Raw genomic sequence first — 13,894 nt, 5'->3', positions numbered from 1 at the left:
CGCGCCTCCTGTTGTGTCCACTTTAGGCGACAAGTCCCACAGTTGGGCCGACATATCGCGACTGCGGACGAATGAGCTTGTTTGCCGCCACCTGTTCACGACAATGCGCTATCCAGCCCATGGTTCGCCCCATAGCGAAAACGCAAGTGAAAGCCTCACGCGGGAACCCCAGTTGTTCCAACAACAAAGCAGTATAGAACTCGACATTGGTTTCGAGGGAACGGTCCGGCTTGTGGCGCTTTAGAACTGCGATAGCGGCTTTTTCAACGGCCTCGGCCAATTCAACGCGGTGTTTTCCACGCCCTTGTTCTAGGGCTTCGATGTGCTTCAATGCACCTTTCAAGGCATCGGCACGAGGATCGCGTACACGATAGACCCTGTGACCAAACCCCATCAGCCTGTCTCCATCGGCAACAGCAGATTCAAGCCAACGCTCAGCGTTGTCGGGTCTACCGATTGCATCCAGCATATCGAGGACCGGTCCGGGTGCACCACCATGCAGCGGTCCTTTCAATGCGCTGATTGCGGCAAGCAGCGATGAGGTCAATCCGGCTCGTGTCGATGCCACGACACGCGCAGCAAAAGTCGATGCGTTCAATCCATGGTCGGAAACCGTCATAAGATAGGTGTTCAGCCCCGCAACTTCTGCTTCATCCGGCATTCCCGCATTCATCATACGAAGGATGTCAGCGCTATGGGGAAGCGTCGGATCAGGATGTATGGGACGGCGCCCCTTCTGGCCCCTCAGAATGGCCGTCGTAAAGACTGCCGGTGCCGCCATCAGGTGTAAGGCTGCGGTCAGATCATCGTCGTCAGGGATGCGCGCCATCAATGCGCGAAGCGCTTCGATGGGAGACATTTCCATCAATGTATCGTCAAGCGCATCCGTATGATGAAATACCTGTACGCGCGCTTCACCGAGCGCTTTTTGAAGCTCTTCCCCTTTGGGAAGGTCATTGAAAAAGCCGCCCCACAGAAGTTCTATTCCATCTTCGACGCTGCTATGCGGGACCAGATCGTCCAGCGACCGACCGCGAATAACCAGCCTGCCTGCAAGCCCATCGACGTCAGACAACACGGTTTCAGCAGCAATCACATCTTCAAGTCCGCTATTCATAATTATTCTCCTTGTTTGCCTTTCGACATTGAATCCAAGTATAGTTGACGTCAATCTTGACGAAATAGATCAATGTAGGGGGCAATAATGGACTGGCTAACTGCGGAGGAAGCCCTCGCTGTTCTCCAGACAAAGCCGCAGACTCTCTATGCAAATGTGAGCCGTGGCCGCATCCGTTCCAAGCCATTGCCGGATGATCCGAGACGCAGCCTCTATCGGTCGGAGGATGTCCATCGTCTGGCTGGCAAGCGTCCCGGTCGCAAGAGAGATAGCGTGGTTGCCGCCGACACCATTCGTTGGGGCCTGCCGATCATGCGCTCGGGCATTTCGACCATCCTGGATGGCCGCTTGCTCTATCGCGGCTGCGACGCTGCTGAGCTGTCCGAAACAGCGACGCTGGAGGAAGTGGCTGCACTGCTGTGGCAGATGGATTTCGACGGTATCATCAGGAGTGACAACGAATCGACCTTGAACATTCGTCAGACCGAAACTGCGCCTCTGGAACGGCTGTTTACTGTCCTTGGTATTCGCGCTGCGAATGATCTACCCAGTTCGGGGCGTTCAACATCGATTCTGCAGCAAGAGGCTTTTGGTCTGCTGCAACTGTTTCACAATACCGTTCTTGGCGTTTCCGCATCGAATATGCCGATGCATGAACGCATTGCTCAGGCTTGGCAAAAGCCGCAGGCAAGTGATGTGATCCGGCGCATTCTTGTGCTTCTGGCCGACCACGAACTCAATGCATCGGCATTCGCTACACGCGTTGCGGCGTCTACAGGTACACCGCTTTCCGCTGCGGTTCTCGCCGGATTATCAACATTGATTGGCCCGCGACATGGACGAGCGGCTACAGCGGCGGCGGCTATTATTACGCAAACCCGGCAAATAGGAGCAGAAGCAGCGATCAAGGGCCAGCTCAGGCAAGGAACACAGTTTCACTTTTTCGGCCACCCGCTTTACCGCGAAACAGGTGATATTCGCGCCGCCGCACTATTGGAACATCTGGAATTGCCTGCCTCCTATAGCGATCTGGAACAAAGTGCCGCGAACATTCTCGGAGAAAAGCCAAACGTCGATTTCGCCCTCGCCGCCGTTACAGAAATCTATGATCTACCGCCCGACGCACCGCTATTTCTGTTTGCGCTCGCACGCATTGTGGGATGGCTCGCCCATGCACTGGAACAGGCTGATAGCGGATCGCTCATACGCCCGAGGGCAGAATTCATGCCGCCGCTTGAATAGCACTTCACCAAATATTGTTCGCAATGAACGCATATTCTGCCGGTAAAAGGTGGACATATGCGCCCGTGAACCAGAATCCGGTTGATCGGACTGCTCGCTTGGTGGCATGTCTCTAAAACTTGAACAAGATGTGAGGATCGAGCCGTGGACTTGGGCCTGAAGGGTCGAAAAGCAATTGTGTGTGCTTCCAGCAAGGGACTCGGACGGGCATGCGCGGAGGCGCTCGCCGAAGCCGGTTGCGATCTGGTTCTCAATGGACGCAACGAAGAAACTCTCGCCACAACCGCGGAAGCAATTCGCAAAACATTTGGCGTGAAAGTCGATGCTGTCGTTGCCGACGTGTCCACTGCTGAAGGGCAAGCCAAACTGCTTGCCGCCTGCCCTGCACCCGACATTCTCGTGAATAATAACGGCGGTCCAGCCTTCAAGGATTTCCGCCTGCTCGACCGCGACGCGATCCTGCAGGGTGTGACACAGAATATGGTCACCCCCATAGAATTGATCAAAGCTGTTATCGACGGAATGGTCGAGCGCCGTTTCGGCCGTATCGTCAATATCACATCGACGTCGGTTTACGCCCCCATTCCCGGGCTTGATCTCTCATCTGGCGCCCGCGCCGGTCTGACTGCATTTCTGGCTGGCGTCGCCCGCACGGTTGCAGCCTCCAATGTGACGATCAACAACATCCTCCCCGGGGCCTTTGACACGGATCGCCTTCGCAATGGCTTTGCATTCTCAGCCCAGAAGAACGGCACGACAGCGGATGCGGAAGCTGCAAAGCGAGCATCAGCAATTCCCGCCGGAAGAATCGGGCAGCCAAAGGAATTTGGTCAGGCCTGTGCCTTCCTATGTTCGGAACATTCCGGGTTCATTACCGGGCAGAATCTCGTTATCGATGGCGGCGCCTATCAGAGTGCGTTTTAACAGCATCAAATAATAGATCTGCAAAATTGGAAAAACTCATTCTCGAAAACGGGCCTACTGAGATTTGAGCCGATAGACTAAGAACAATGACGGCCCAGAGTGCGGAAGTCGTGTACGGAAACTGTATGCGGATACCGCACCCTCCACGTGCAAACGAGCTTTTGCCCTGCACGAAAGATTTTGGAAAGCGATGCGACCATGACCAAGAAAACACCTTCCACTTCCCGTTCGGATTTCGATGAAGCAGCTCTGTTCTTCCACCGTTATCCGAAGCCCGGAAAGCTGGAAATTCAGGCGACAAAGCCACTTGGCAACCAACGAGATCTGGCGTTAGCTTATTCTCCCGGCGTAGCCGCTCCCTGCCTCGCAATCCACGAAGACCCGGCAACTGCCGCCGAATACACCGCTCGCGGCAATCTCGTTGCCGTCGTGTCAAACGGCACTGCGGTTCTCGGCCTTGGTAACATTGGTGCGCTTGCTTCCAAACCGGTCATGGAAGGTAAAGCCGTCCTTTTCAAAAAATTCGCCGACATCGACGTGTTCGACATTGAAATCGACGCGCACGAAATCGGTCGCATCGTTGATGTTGTTGCCGCTTTAGAGCCGACTTTCGGCGGCATCAACCTTGAAGACATCAAGGCACCGGAGTGCTTCGAAGTTGAAGAACAGCTTCGCGCGAAAATGAACATTCCGGTTTTCCACGACGACCAGCACGGCACAGCGATCATCGTTGCTTCGGCGGTGTTGAACGGTTTGGAACTTGCCGGCAAGAAAATCGGGGACGCCAAGATCGTTACATCGGGCGCTGGCGCTGCTGCCCTTGCCTGCCTCAATCTTCTCGTCAATCTCGGCGCGAAACGCGAAAACATCTGGGTCTGTGATCTCGAAGGCGTTGTCTACGAAGGCCGTAACACGCTGATGGATCGTTGGAAGGAAGTTTACGCCCAGAAGACTGACGCGCGCGTTCTGGCCGATGTCATCGGTGGTGCTGACGTCTTCCTCGGCCTGTCGGCTGCTGGCGTGCTGAAGCCTGAACTTCTGAAACAGATGGCCGAAAAGCCACTCATCATGGCCCTTGCCAATCCGAAGCCGGAAATCATGCCGGAAGAGGCTCGTGCGGCCCGCGCCGACGCCATGATCTGCACCGGACGTTCGGATTATCCGAACCAGGTCAACAACGTTCTCTGCTTCCCCTATATCTTCCGCGGCGCACTCGATGTCGGTGCGACTGCAATTAACGAAGAAATGAAGCTGGCGGCTGTCCGCGCAATTGCCGCTCTTGCCCGCGAAGAGCCTTCGGATGTCGCTGCACGCGCTTATTCCGGCGACACACCCACTTTCGGACCAGACTACATCATTCCATCGCCATTCGATCAGCGCCTGATTCTGCGTATCGCCCCGGCAGTGGCCAAAGCGGCCATGGAAACAGGCGTAGCAACACGCCCGATCGAAGACATGGAAGCCTATCTCGATCGTCTGAACCGCTTCGTCTTCCGCTCCGGCCTCATCATGAAACCGGTTTTTGCTGCCGCCCGCGCACAGGAAAAACCAAAGCGCGTCATTTATGCAGATGGTGAAGATGAACGCGTGCTCCGCGCTGCTCAGGTAGTCATTGAAGAGCGTATCGCAGCTCCGATTCTCGTCGGACGCCCGCAGGTTATCGAAACACGCTTGCGCCGCTACGGCCTCAAGATTCGTCCGGGAACGGATTTCGAACTCATCAATCCGGAAGACGATCCGCGCTATCGCGACTATGTAGACCTTTATCTGTCCTACACCGGCAGGCAGGGCGTCACACCGGAAGCTGCACGCACCATCGTGCGCACGAACTCGACCGCAATTGCCGCTCTCGCGGTTATGCGCGACGAAGCAGACGCCATGATCTGCGGTCTTGAAGGTCGCTTCGAACGTCACCTCCGTGTCGTACGGCAGATTATCGGCAAGGTTCCCGGTATCCGAGACTATTCCGCCTTGAGCCTGCTCATCTCGCAGCGTGGCGCCCTCTTCCTCACAGACACTTATGTCAACGTCGAACCGGGCGCGAACGAGATCGCCGAAATGGCAATTCTTGCCGCAAAGGAAATCAGCCGCTTCGGTATTGAGCCAAAGGCTGCCCTAGTATCCCATTCGAATTTCGGGTCGAAAGAATCAGCCAGCGCCGAAAAGATGCGTGAAGCAGCGGCAATTCTTGCCGAGAAGGCACCTGAGCTGGAATCCGATGGCGAAATGCACGGCGACTCTGCTCTCTCTCAGGCTCTGCGCGATCGTGTGTTCCCCAATTCGCGCCTGAAGGGCGAAGCCAATCTTCTTGTCTTCCCCAACCTTGACGCTGCAAACATCACGCTGAACGTAGTCAAAATGGTTACAGATGCGCTGCACGTGGGTCCAATCCTGCTCGGCGCGGCACGTCCGGCACATATTCTGACGCCATCCGTCACCTCGCGTGGCGTCGTCAATATGACAGCACTGGCAGTTGTTGAAGCCTTGCAAAAATCAGGAGAGACTCTTCGCAAGAAGAAGTAATTTAACAACAACTAAGTTAGATAATTATAACATAAGTTTAAATAACGGCGAGTATATTTAGATATACTCGCCGTTAGTATTTAATTTACTATATTTTTTAAACATGATATCGCCAGCATCGTTATCGAGGTTATCATGTCTTTTATTTCAATTAATTCTAATAGATCACTGACTTACTCAGTAGTTTTGATATTCTCGGGAATATTGGCTGGCTGTACAACTATACGCCCTCCAGAATTATGCACGCCTGCCGAGCAGATACAGCTTAAGAAGCAACTCCGCGTCACCCAGTCACTCCTTGATCACAAGGAAGCAGAGCTTTCTCAGATGAGAAAGACCTCGGCTCAGAATCGTTGCGTCGGGAGCCTATTTACACCTGCTGTCAAATCCGCACAGTGCACGAAATTGCTGACCAGAACAGATCATCTGGCAACCGAAACACAGACTTTGCGCGAACGCGCCAATGAGCTGAATATGGCGCTTGCCGGACGTCCGTCTGCGTCCAAACATGTCAAATCGTGCAAGGCCTCCTGGGTGGTGTCCCCTAAGAAACCTCAGTCGAAAACTCTCCACGTACCACAGCGGAAGTCCAGAGGCATCGCCAAGCCGAGCGCCGAGATGGCCAACTCAATTGCATTGCCTGCCTATGAAACTCCCGCTCCTGTCGAAACAGAGAAAGTGGATTACACGTCATCTGCAACGGTGCAGACCTCGAATACCACACCAGCCTATGTTGCACCTGTCGCAACGACACCGCCTGTGGAACGCCCCTATACGGCAAACGCAAAAGTCAGGGTCGTCGGGTCAGGGTTCTTTCCGGACCAATCAACACCAGCAAGTCAGCCAACTCCGGCCCATGCGCCTGCCCCGTAAGCGCCAGTCGCAAGGGCATGAAAAGGTTCTTGCCCTTGCGCCCAGTTGCAGCCTTCACTGCTTCGGTCCAGACTTTCCATGTCTGATGATCCCAGGGAGTTGGTGGCAAAAGGGCAAAAGCCTCTTCCAGGAAAACACGATCCTCTTCTGACAGGTCCGGCGTTTCTGGCAGATCACCGTCAACGATAGACCACCAATGTACCGCATCCTTGAAGCGGTCGAGATTTCCTCGCACCGCCTGCCAAAACGGCTCAGCCTTCTCGCCGCAAATGCCCATGGCAGCCAGACGTGGCTGGGCTTCTGAAAACGGCATCTCGTGCAACAGGGCACGATTGAGCGTGTCCAGTTCCGCAGGATCGAACTTTGCCGATGACTTCGATATGGATGCCAGATCGAAACGTCCGGCGAGACTTTCCATATTGGGTGCCGCCGAAACATTTTCCGAGGTGCCGATCAAAATCGCCAACGAGGCCACTGCCATCGGTTCGAACCCGGCGTCGCGCAGCGATCCTACAGACAGTGCGCCGGTTCGCTTTGAAAGCCCCTCGCCCGAAATTGTCGTCAGTAGATTGTGGTGCCCAAAAACCGGAGCCTTGGCCCCCAGTGCCTCGAAAATAGCAATCTGCACACCGGTGTTGGTTACGTGGTCGTCACCGCGAATGATGTGCGTGACACCGAGATCAATATCATCCACCACCGACGGCAAGGTATAAAGATAAGTGCCGTCTTCACGCACCAGCACAGGATCGGACATAGAGGCCAGATCGACAGTCTGCGGGCCCCGAACAAGGTCATCCCAATGAACCTCCGTGCGCTGGGTCTCGAACGGATCAGCCTCGAAATTTGGCAGCAGGAAACGCCAGTGCGGCTTGCGCCCTTCGGCTTCAAACGCAGCTTTCTCATCGTCAGTGAGTTTTAAACCTTCACGGCCATATACCGGCGGCAGACGACGTGCGAGGCGCAGTTTGCGGCGACGCTCCAATTCATCAGCCGTTTCATAGCAAGCATAAAGCAAACCAGCCTGTTTGAGCTTCTCTACCGCCTTGCCATAAACATCAAAACGCTTCGACTGATATTCGACGCGATCAGGTTTGACACCGAGCCAGTCAAGATCGACTGCGATTGCCTGTGCGTATTCTTCTTTGGAGCGTTCAACATCGGTGTCGTCATAGCGCAGAATGAACTTGCCGCCATTCTTCTGTGCGAAAAGCCAGTTTGAAAGCGCAGTGCGCGTATTACCAATATGGATATAGCCCGTCGGCGACGGAGCAAAACGAACGGTTACTGTCATCTTATTGTCTTTCAGCGGTCGCGGAAGCGGTTCGTTATAGGGTAGCGGCGATCGCGTCCGAAATTCTTCTTGGTAATTTTAACACCGGGCGCCGATTGTCGGCGCTTGTATTCAGCCAGATAGAGCAAATGTTCGATCCGTTGAACGGTTTCGAGCGGATGCCCGCGTTTAGCAATCTCGGTGTTGCTCATTTCGTTTTCGACAAGGCATTCAAGAATATCGTCCAGAACCGGATAAGGTGGCAGACTATCCTGATCCGTCTGGTTTTCACGCAGTTCAGCAGACGGCGCCTTGGAGATGATGTTGTGCGGGATCACGTCACCCGATGGTCCGAGTGCGCCGTTCGGAACATGGCTGTTGCGCCATTCCGACATCGCATAGACCTGCATCTTGTAGACGTCTTTGATCGGATTGAACCCGCCATTCATGTCGCCATAAAGCGTCGCATAGCCTACCGACATTTCAGACTTGTTGCCGGTGGTGACAACCATCGAACCGAACTTGTTTGAAACAGCCATCAGAATGGTGCCGCGTGCGCGGCTTTGCAGGTTTTCTTCGGTAACGCCACTCTCGGTGCCTTCGAACAGCGGATGGAGCGCTTCAAGAAAGCCTTCAACTGGCGCAGAGATCGGAACAATATCGTACCGAACACCGAGCGCTTTTGCACAATCGGCCGCGTCTTTCAGAGATTCATCGGATGTATAACGGTAAGGTAGCATGATGCAGCGCACGCGATCCTTACCCAACGCATCGACGCCGAGAGCCGCGCAGATTGCCGAATCGATACCGCCCGAAAGCCCGAGCACCACATCCTTAAAACCGTTCTTGTTCACATAATCCCGCAAGCCCAGCATGCAGGCGGAATAATCAGCTTCAAGCCCTTCAGGAAGATTAGCCTTTTCGCCTTCGTCACAGCGCCAGCCGTCATTCTCTCTACGCCAAACGGTCAGCGTGATCTGCTCCTCAAACTGAGGCATTTGCAGACAGAGCGACCGGTCAGTGTTGAATGCAAACGATCCACCATCGAAAACCAGTTCATCCTGTCCGCCAACCTGATTGGCATAGACCATCGGTAACTCGGTTTCGATCACCTGCTTCAGGACAACCTGATGGCGCCGGTCCATCTTCGCACGATGATAAGGCGAACCATTCGGTACGAGCAAAATCTCTGCGCCGCTCTCAGCCAGCGTTTCCGCCACACCGAGTTCGCCCCAAATATCTTCACAGATTGGAATCCCGATGCGAACACCACGGAAATTGACTGGCCCAGGCATTGGGCCTGCCTGAAATACGCGCTTCTCGTCAAACTCGCCATAGTTGGGCAGATCGACCTTGAACCGTTCGGCAATGATCTCGCCGCCATCCAGAACTGCGATAGAATTGTGCAGACCGCTTTCACGGCTAAGCGGCGTGCCGATAATGACGCCTGGTCCGCCGTCGGCAGTGTCGCTCGCCAGCGCACGAACAGCCTTTTCACACGCAGCAAGAAAAGATGGTTTCAGAACCAGATCTTCCGGCGGATAGCCGGAGATGAACAATTCTGTAAACAAAATGAGATCGGCCTTCATCCTGGCCGCCTCAGCGCGTGCCGCGCGTGCCTTGGTCAGATTTCCGGCGATATCGCCCATGATGGGATTAAGCTGCGCAACGGCAATACGGAGCATGGCAAGATTCTCATGAGAGGCTAACATGCCCAAGCTTTAGCGCGCTTGGGCAAGCAAATGCAACGGATGCAATCAACAGACTACTCTGTTTGTCAGGCCAAATAGGTATTGGCGAGGATATAGCCCCAGATCGCGACGACGAACACAATGGAAATCAGAACAGCAAGAGAACCGCAGTCCTTCGCAATCTGAATTTCCTTGTGAAAATCCCGCGAGACGGCATCACACGTTGCCTCGATACCAGTGTTCAACACTTCCACGAGGATGAGAAACAAGATCGAGCCAGTCATGAAGAGGAAAGCGAGCCATGTCGGCGCAAGGAAAAAAGCCACCGGCAGAGACAGAAGAAACAGCACAAGCTCCTGTTGGACGGCCTTTTCATGTCCTGCGAGGTACTTCAGTGCTCGCATGGAATTAAGAAAGGCCAGGAAAATGCGCTGCATCATTACCCTCAATCAAATTGGTTACAGCTTGGCCCGAAAATCAGAGCCAATTTTCTGAAAGCATAAAGCGTCCTTTATGCATCCATTCAGACACATGCCGCTCCAAGGCAATCAATAGGTGAGTTTCCCCGAAATGCAACAGGGCGGAGATCGAAACCTCCGCCCTGCAAGCTCTAGAATGTTGGAAGCCGGTCAGGCACTCGCAACCTGCTTGTCCGCACCGGCATCGCGCTCCTTCTTGAGGAGTTCGGCCAGCAAAAACGCGAGTTCCAGTGCCTGATCGGCGTTGAGACGTGGATCGCAATGCGTGTGGTAACGATCGTGCAGATCTTCTGCCGAGATCGCACGCGCGCCGCCCGTGCATTCCGTCACATTCTTGCCGGTCATTTCGACATGGATACCACCCGGATGCGATCCTTCAGCGCGATGGATCGCGAAGAAGGACTCCACTTCCTTGAGGATACGGTCGAACGGACGCGTCTTGTAGCCACCGGCAGTGATCGTATTGCCGTGCATAGGATCGCATGACCATACGACCTTGCGACCTTCCTTCTCGACAGCACGGATAAGCTGCGGCAGATGATCACCAACCTTGTCGTAGCCAAAGCGCGCAATCAACGTCAGGCGCCCTGCTTCGTTTTCCGGATTCAGAAGATCGATAAGGCGGATGAGATCATCCGGCTGCAGCGACGGCCCACACTTGAGACCGAGCGGATTCTTGATTCCACGGCAGTATTCGATATGCGCATGGTCAGCCTGACGTGTGCGATCACCGATCCAGATCATGTGGCCGGACGTGCCGTACCAGTCGCCGGACGTCGAGTCCACACGAGTCAGCGCTTCTTCAAAGCCAAGAAGCAGCGCTTCATGGCTGGTGTAGAAATCGGTTTCACGCAGCGAATGATTGCTGTCAGCCGTGATCCCGATTGCACGCATGAAGTTCATGGTCTCGGAAATACGCTGCGCCAAAGCTGCATAGCGCTCTGCCTGCGGGCTCTTGCCGACAAAGCCGAGCATCCACTGGTGAACGTTCTCCAGATTAGCGTAACCGCCCTGGGCGAATGCCCGCAGCAGGTTAAGCGTAGCCGCCGACTGGCGATATGCCATGTCCTGACGCTGCGGATCGGGAATGCGCGATGCCGCGTCGAACTCGATACCGTTGATGATATCACCACGGTAGGACGGCAGTTCCACACCATTCAGCGTTTCCATGTCCGATGAACGTGGTTTGGCAAACTGACCGGCGATACGACCGACCTTCACGACGGGCTTCGACGCACCGAATGTGAGTACAACGGCCATCTGAAGAAAGACGCGGAAAAAGTCGCGGATGTTATCCGCGCCATGTTCAGCAAAACTTTCGGCACAATCGCCGCCCTGGAGCAGAAATGCCTTGCCTTCCGCCACTTCAGCCAGTTGCTGCTTGAGCTTGCGTGCTTCACCTGCAAAAACCAGCGGCGGATAGGTGCGAAGACGAGCCTCAACGTCGTTCAGAGCCTGTGCGTCCGGATAAAACGGCACTTGCTTGATCGGTTTGTTTCTCCAGGAATGCGGGGTCCAGTTCTTCGTCATTTGAGCACCTGTTTGCTTCTATCCGCTCGATTTCTCTCGGATTATATCCTCCTTACACGAATGCTGGAATCCTTTAACGGACAGCTCGCATCTGACAAAGATGACAGCCTGCCCCGGAAAACCGGCCTGCGTGGTCGCGCTGATATAATGCAGGCCGAGACTTTATGCCAGCAATAATCGTTAACCGGAGAAACCGGTCGCGAAAGAGTTAGCCGCCGACTTTCTCACCATTCACGACGCGATAGGTCGGCTTGTACATGGTGACCAGTTCTTCGGCCGCAGTCGGATGAACCGCCATCGTGCGATCGAAGTCATCCTTGGTCGCACCAGCCTTGAGGGAAATACCCAGAAGCTGAGCCATTTCACCGGCATCTGGCCCCATGATATGCGCCCCGACCACCCTGCGGCTCGCGGCATCAACGATGAGCTTCATCAGCATTTTTTCATTGCGGCCGGAAAGCGTGTTCTTCATAGGGCGGAACAGCGCTCGGTAAACCTCAAGTTCCGGATACTTCTTCGCAGCCTCATCTTCCGGCAAACCGACCGTGCCAATTTCTGGCTGAGAGAACACCGCCGTCGCAATCAATTCATGGTCGGGCTTCGTCGGATTGTCCTTGAACGCCGTTTCGAGAAAGCACATGGCTTCGTGAATTGCCACCGGCGTCAGCTGGACGCGGTTCGTAACATCACCGACGGCCCAGATATTCGCGACATTGGTACGCGAATAATCATCGACCGGAATTGCGCCAAGCTCATCCATCTTGACGCCAGCTCTCTCTAGCCCAAGACCCGTCGTGTTGGCCTTGCGCCCGATCGCCATCATTGCCTGACCGACTTCCAATGTATCGCCATTGTTCAACGCGATTTTCAGATTACCGTCGGACTGCTTCTCGATTTTCTCGAAAACCGCTTCGCAAATGATACGGATACCTTTTGCTTCCATGGTTTCATGCAAAAGATGGCGCAAGTCCGGGTCGAAACGGGAGAGGATTTCCTTGCCTCGATACACGAGTGTCGTTTCGACGCCAAGGCCGTGGAATATGTTCGCGAACTCAACAGCGATATATCCGCCACCCGCAATGGCAATCGCTTTCGGCAGCTCAGCGAGATGAAACGCTTCGTTGGAGCTGATGCAATATTCATGTCCAGGCATAGATTCGGGCATGCTCGGATGACCGCCGGTCGCAATCAATATCTGGTCTGCAGTAACGCGACGACCGTCTGCCTTCAGCTCGACAGTATGTTCATCGATCAATTCGGCGCGGCTGGCAAAAATTTCGACATCGGAATTCTGGAGGCCCTTGGTGTAGAGCCCTTCAAGCCGGGCAATTTCTTTGTCCTTGGCATCGATCAGCTTTTTCCAGTCAAACGTCGATGTGCCGACCTCCCAACCATAGCCGACTGCATCCTCGAAATGCTCAGGAAACTGCGAAGCATAGACGAAGAGTTTCTTCGGTACGCAGCCACGAATAACGCAGGTTCCGCCCATGCGATATTCTTCTGCAAGACCGACCTTTTTGCCCATGGCCCCAGCGAGACGCGCTGCCCGAACACCGCCAGAACCGCCGCCGATAACAAAAAGATCATAGTCGAAGCCGGTCATGGGATTCTCCAATAGAAATTAGGTTGGCTGTTATGTAAGCAAAAGAAAAAGCCCGGCCAAGGGACCGGGCTTTCAAATTCCTCGTTACCGCAAAAATTACTGCTGCGCAGGCTGTGCCGGAGCTGCAGCAGCGCCAGCCTGTGCCGCCAGAACCTCAGCTACGCCGGTCGCCAGATCACGGGCGATGCCATTCTGCCAGATATTTGCTGCTTTCACGACTTCGCGCGTCACAATCGGGCCTTCGGACAGGAGCTTCTTGCCTGCGGGCGACGTATAGAATGCTGCTATGGCTTTGAGTTCGTCTTCGGAAAACGCTTTTGCATAGGCGCGAGCGGATTCGGTTTCGAGATCGGCACGACGGGAAGCAAGAGCGAGAGCCTTGTCATCGACAGTCTTCGTGATCAGGGCTTCCAGATTCGGATCTTTCTGGATCAGTTCACCCTTGAGGGAGCGCGCTGCGTTCGGCAGAATTTCGTCGAACTGCTCAGTAGCACTAATCGCAGAAATAGCAGCACGGGCAGCTTCCAGATGAGCTTCAGTGATTTCCTGTGCCGAAGCTGCATGAATGCCCGACATCAGTACGAGCGCGGAAAACGGTGCAATCAGACGGCGAAAGCCAGTTGCCGGGATCATAAGGTCAGT

The 13,894-nt window shown here is 54.6% G+C and carries 10 protein-coding genes; 3 read left to right on the top strand and 7 right to left on the bottom strand.

Annotated elements, in window-relative coordinates:
• Positions 1-22: 22 nt before the first annotated feature.
• Complete coding sequence (locus FG152_RS21415) at positions 23-1,117, bottom strand: citrate synthase/methylcitrate synthase (protein ID WP_010660049.1); 1,095 nt, start codon at positions 1,115-1,117, stop codon at positions 23-25.
• An 87-nt stretch (positions 1,118-1,204) separates the two neighbouring features.
• Here FG152_RS21415 and FG152_RS21410 point away from each other — a divergent pair, with 87 nt between their 5' ends.
• The 3 genes from FG152_RS21410 to FG152_RS21400 all read left to right on the top strand — a co-directional run bounded on the left by FG152_RS21410 (position 1,205) and on the right by FG152_RS21400 (position 5,806).
• Positions 1,205-2,359 (top strand): citrate synthase, encoded by a 1,155-nt coding sequence (locus FG152_RS21410; RefSeq protein ID WP_043061856.1) that lies wholly within the window; start codon positions 1,205-1,207, stop codon positions 2,357-2,359.
• A gap of 144 nt (positions 2,360-2,503) precedes the next feature.
• Entirely contained in the window at positions 2,504-3,283 is a 780-nt protein-coding gene (locus FG152_RS21405; protein WP_010660047.1) for an SDR family oxidoreductase, read from the top strand.
• Positions 3,284-3,481: 198 nt separating this feature from the next.
• Entirely contained in the window at positions 3,482-5,806 is a 2,325-nt protein-coding gene (locus tag FG152_RS21400; protein WP_029924749.1) for an NADP-dependent malic enzyme, read from the top strand.
• Positions 5,807-6,596: 790 nt separating this feature from the next.
• On the opposite strand, the gene gltX is transcribed toward FG152_RS21400, so the two are convergent.
• From gltX to FG152_RS21370, 6 genes are all read right to left on the bottom strand, one after another.
• The gene (gene gltX / locus FG152_RS21395) at positions 6,597-7,970 is read right to left on the bottom strand and encodes a glutamate--tRNA ligase (protein WP_498988237.1); all 1,374 of its coding nucleotides are present in this window, start codon (positions 7,968-7,970) and stop codon (positions 6,597-6,599) included.
• Between the two features lie 11 nt (positions 7,971-7,981).
• Positions 7,982-9,661: an NAD+ synthase gene (locus tag FG152_RS21390; RefSeq protein ID WP_433762275.1), complete on the bottom strand. Its 1,680-nt coding sequence runs from the start codon at positions 9,659-9,661 to the stop codon at positions 7,982-7,984.
• Positions 9,662-9,726: 65 nt separating this feature from the next.
• Complete coding sequence (locus tag FG152_RS21385; RefSeq protein WP_010660042.1) at positions 9,727-10,077, bottom strand: diacylglycerol kinase; 351 nt, start codon at positions 10,075-10,077, stop codon at positions 9,727-9,729.
• A gap of 192 nt (positions 10,078-10,269) precedes the next feature.
• Entirely contained in the window at positions 10,270-11,649 is a 1,380-nt protein-coding gene (locus FG152_RS21380; RefSeq protein WP_010660041.1) for a class II 3-deoxy-7-phosphoheptulonate synthase, read from the bottom strand.
• 208 nt (positions 11,650-11,857) lie between these two features.
• On the bottom strand, positions 11,858-13,252 hold the full coding sequence (gene gor / locus FG152_RS21375; protein WP_498988234.1) for a glutathione-disulfide reductase: 1,395 nt from the start codon (positions 13,250-13,252) through the stop codon (positions 11,858-11,860).
• Between the two features lie 96 nt (positions 13,253-13,348).
• Positions 13,349-13,885, bottom strand: coding sequence for a DUF2059 domain-containing protein (locus tag FG152_RS21370; RefSeq protein WP_010660039.1), 537 nt, complete (start codon positions 13,883-13,885; stop codon positions 13,349-13,351).
• Between the last annotated feature and the right edge of the window lie 9 nt (positions 13,886-13,894).

It is taken from the genome of Ochrobactrum sp. XJ1, assembly GCF_024701725.1.
Lineage (GTDB): Bacteria > Pseudomonadota > Alphaproteobacteria > Rhizobiales > Rhizobiaceae > Brucella > Brucella anthropi.
The sequence above is the reverse complement of the archived record's forward strand: the minus strand, read 5'-3'. Positions and strand labels throughout refer to the sequence as shown.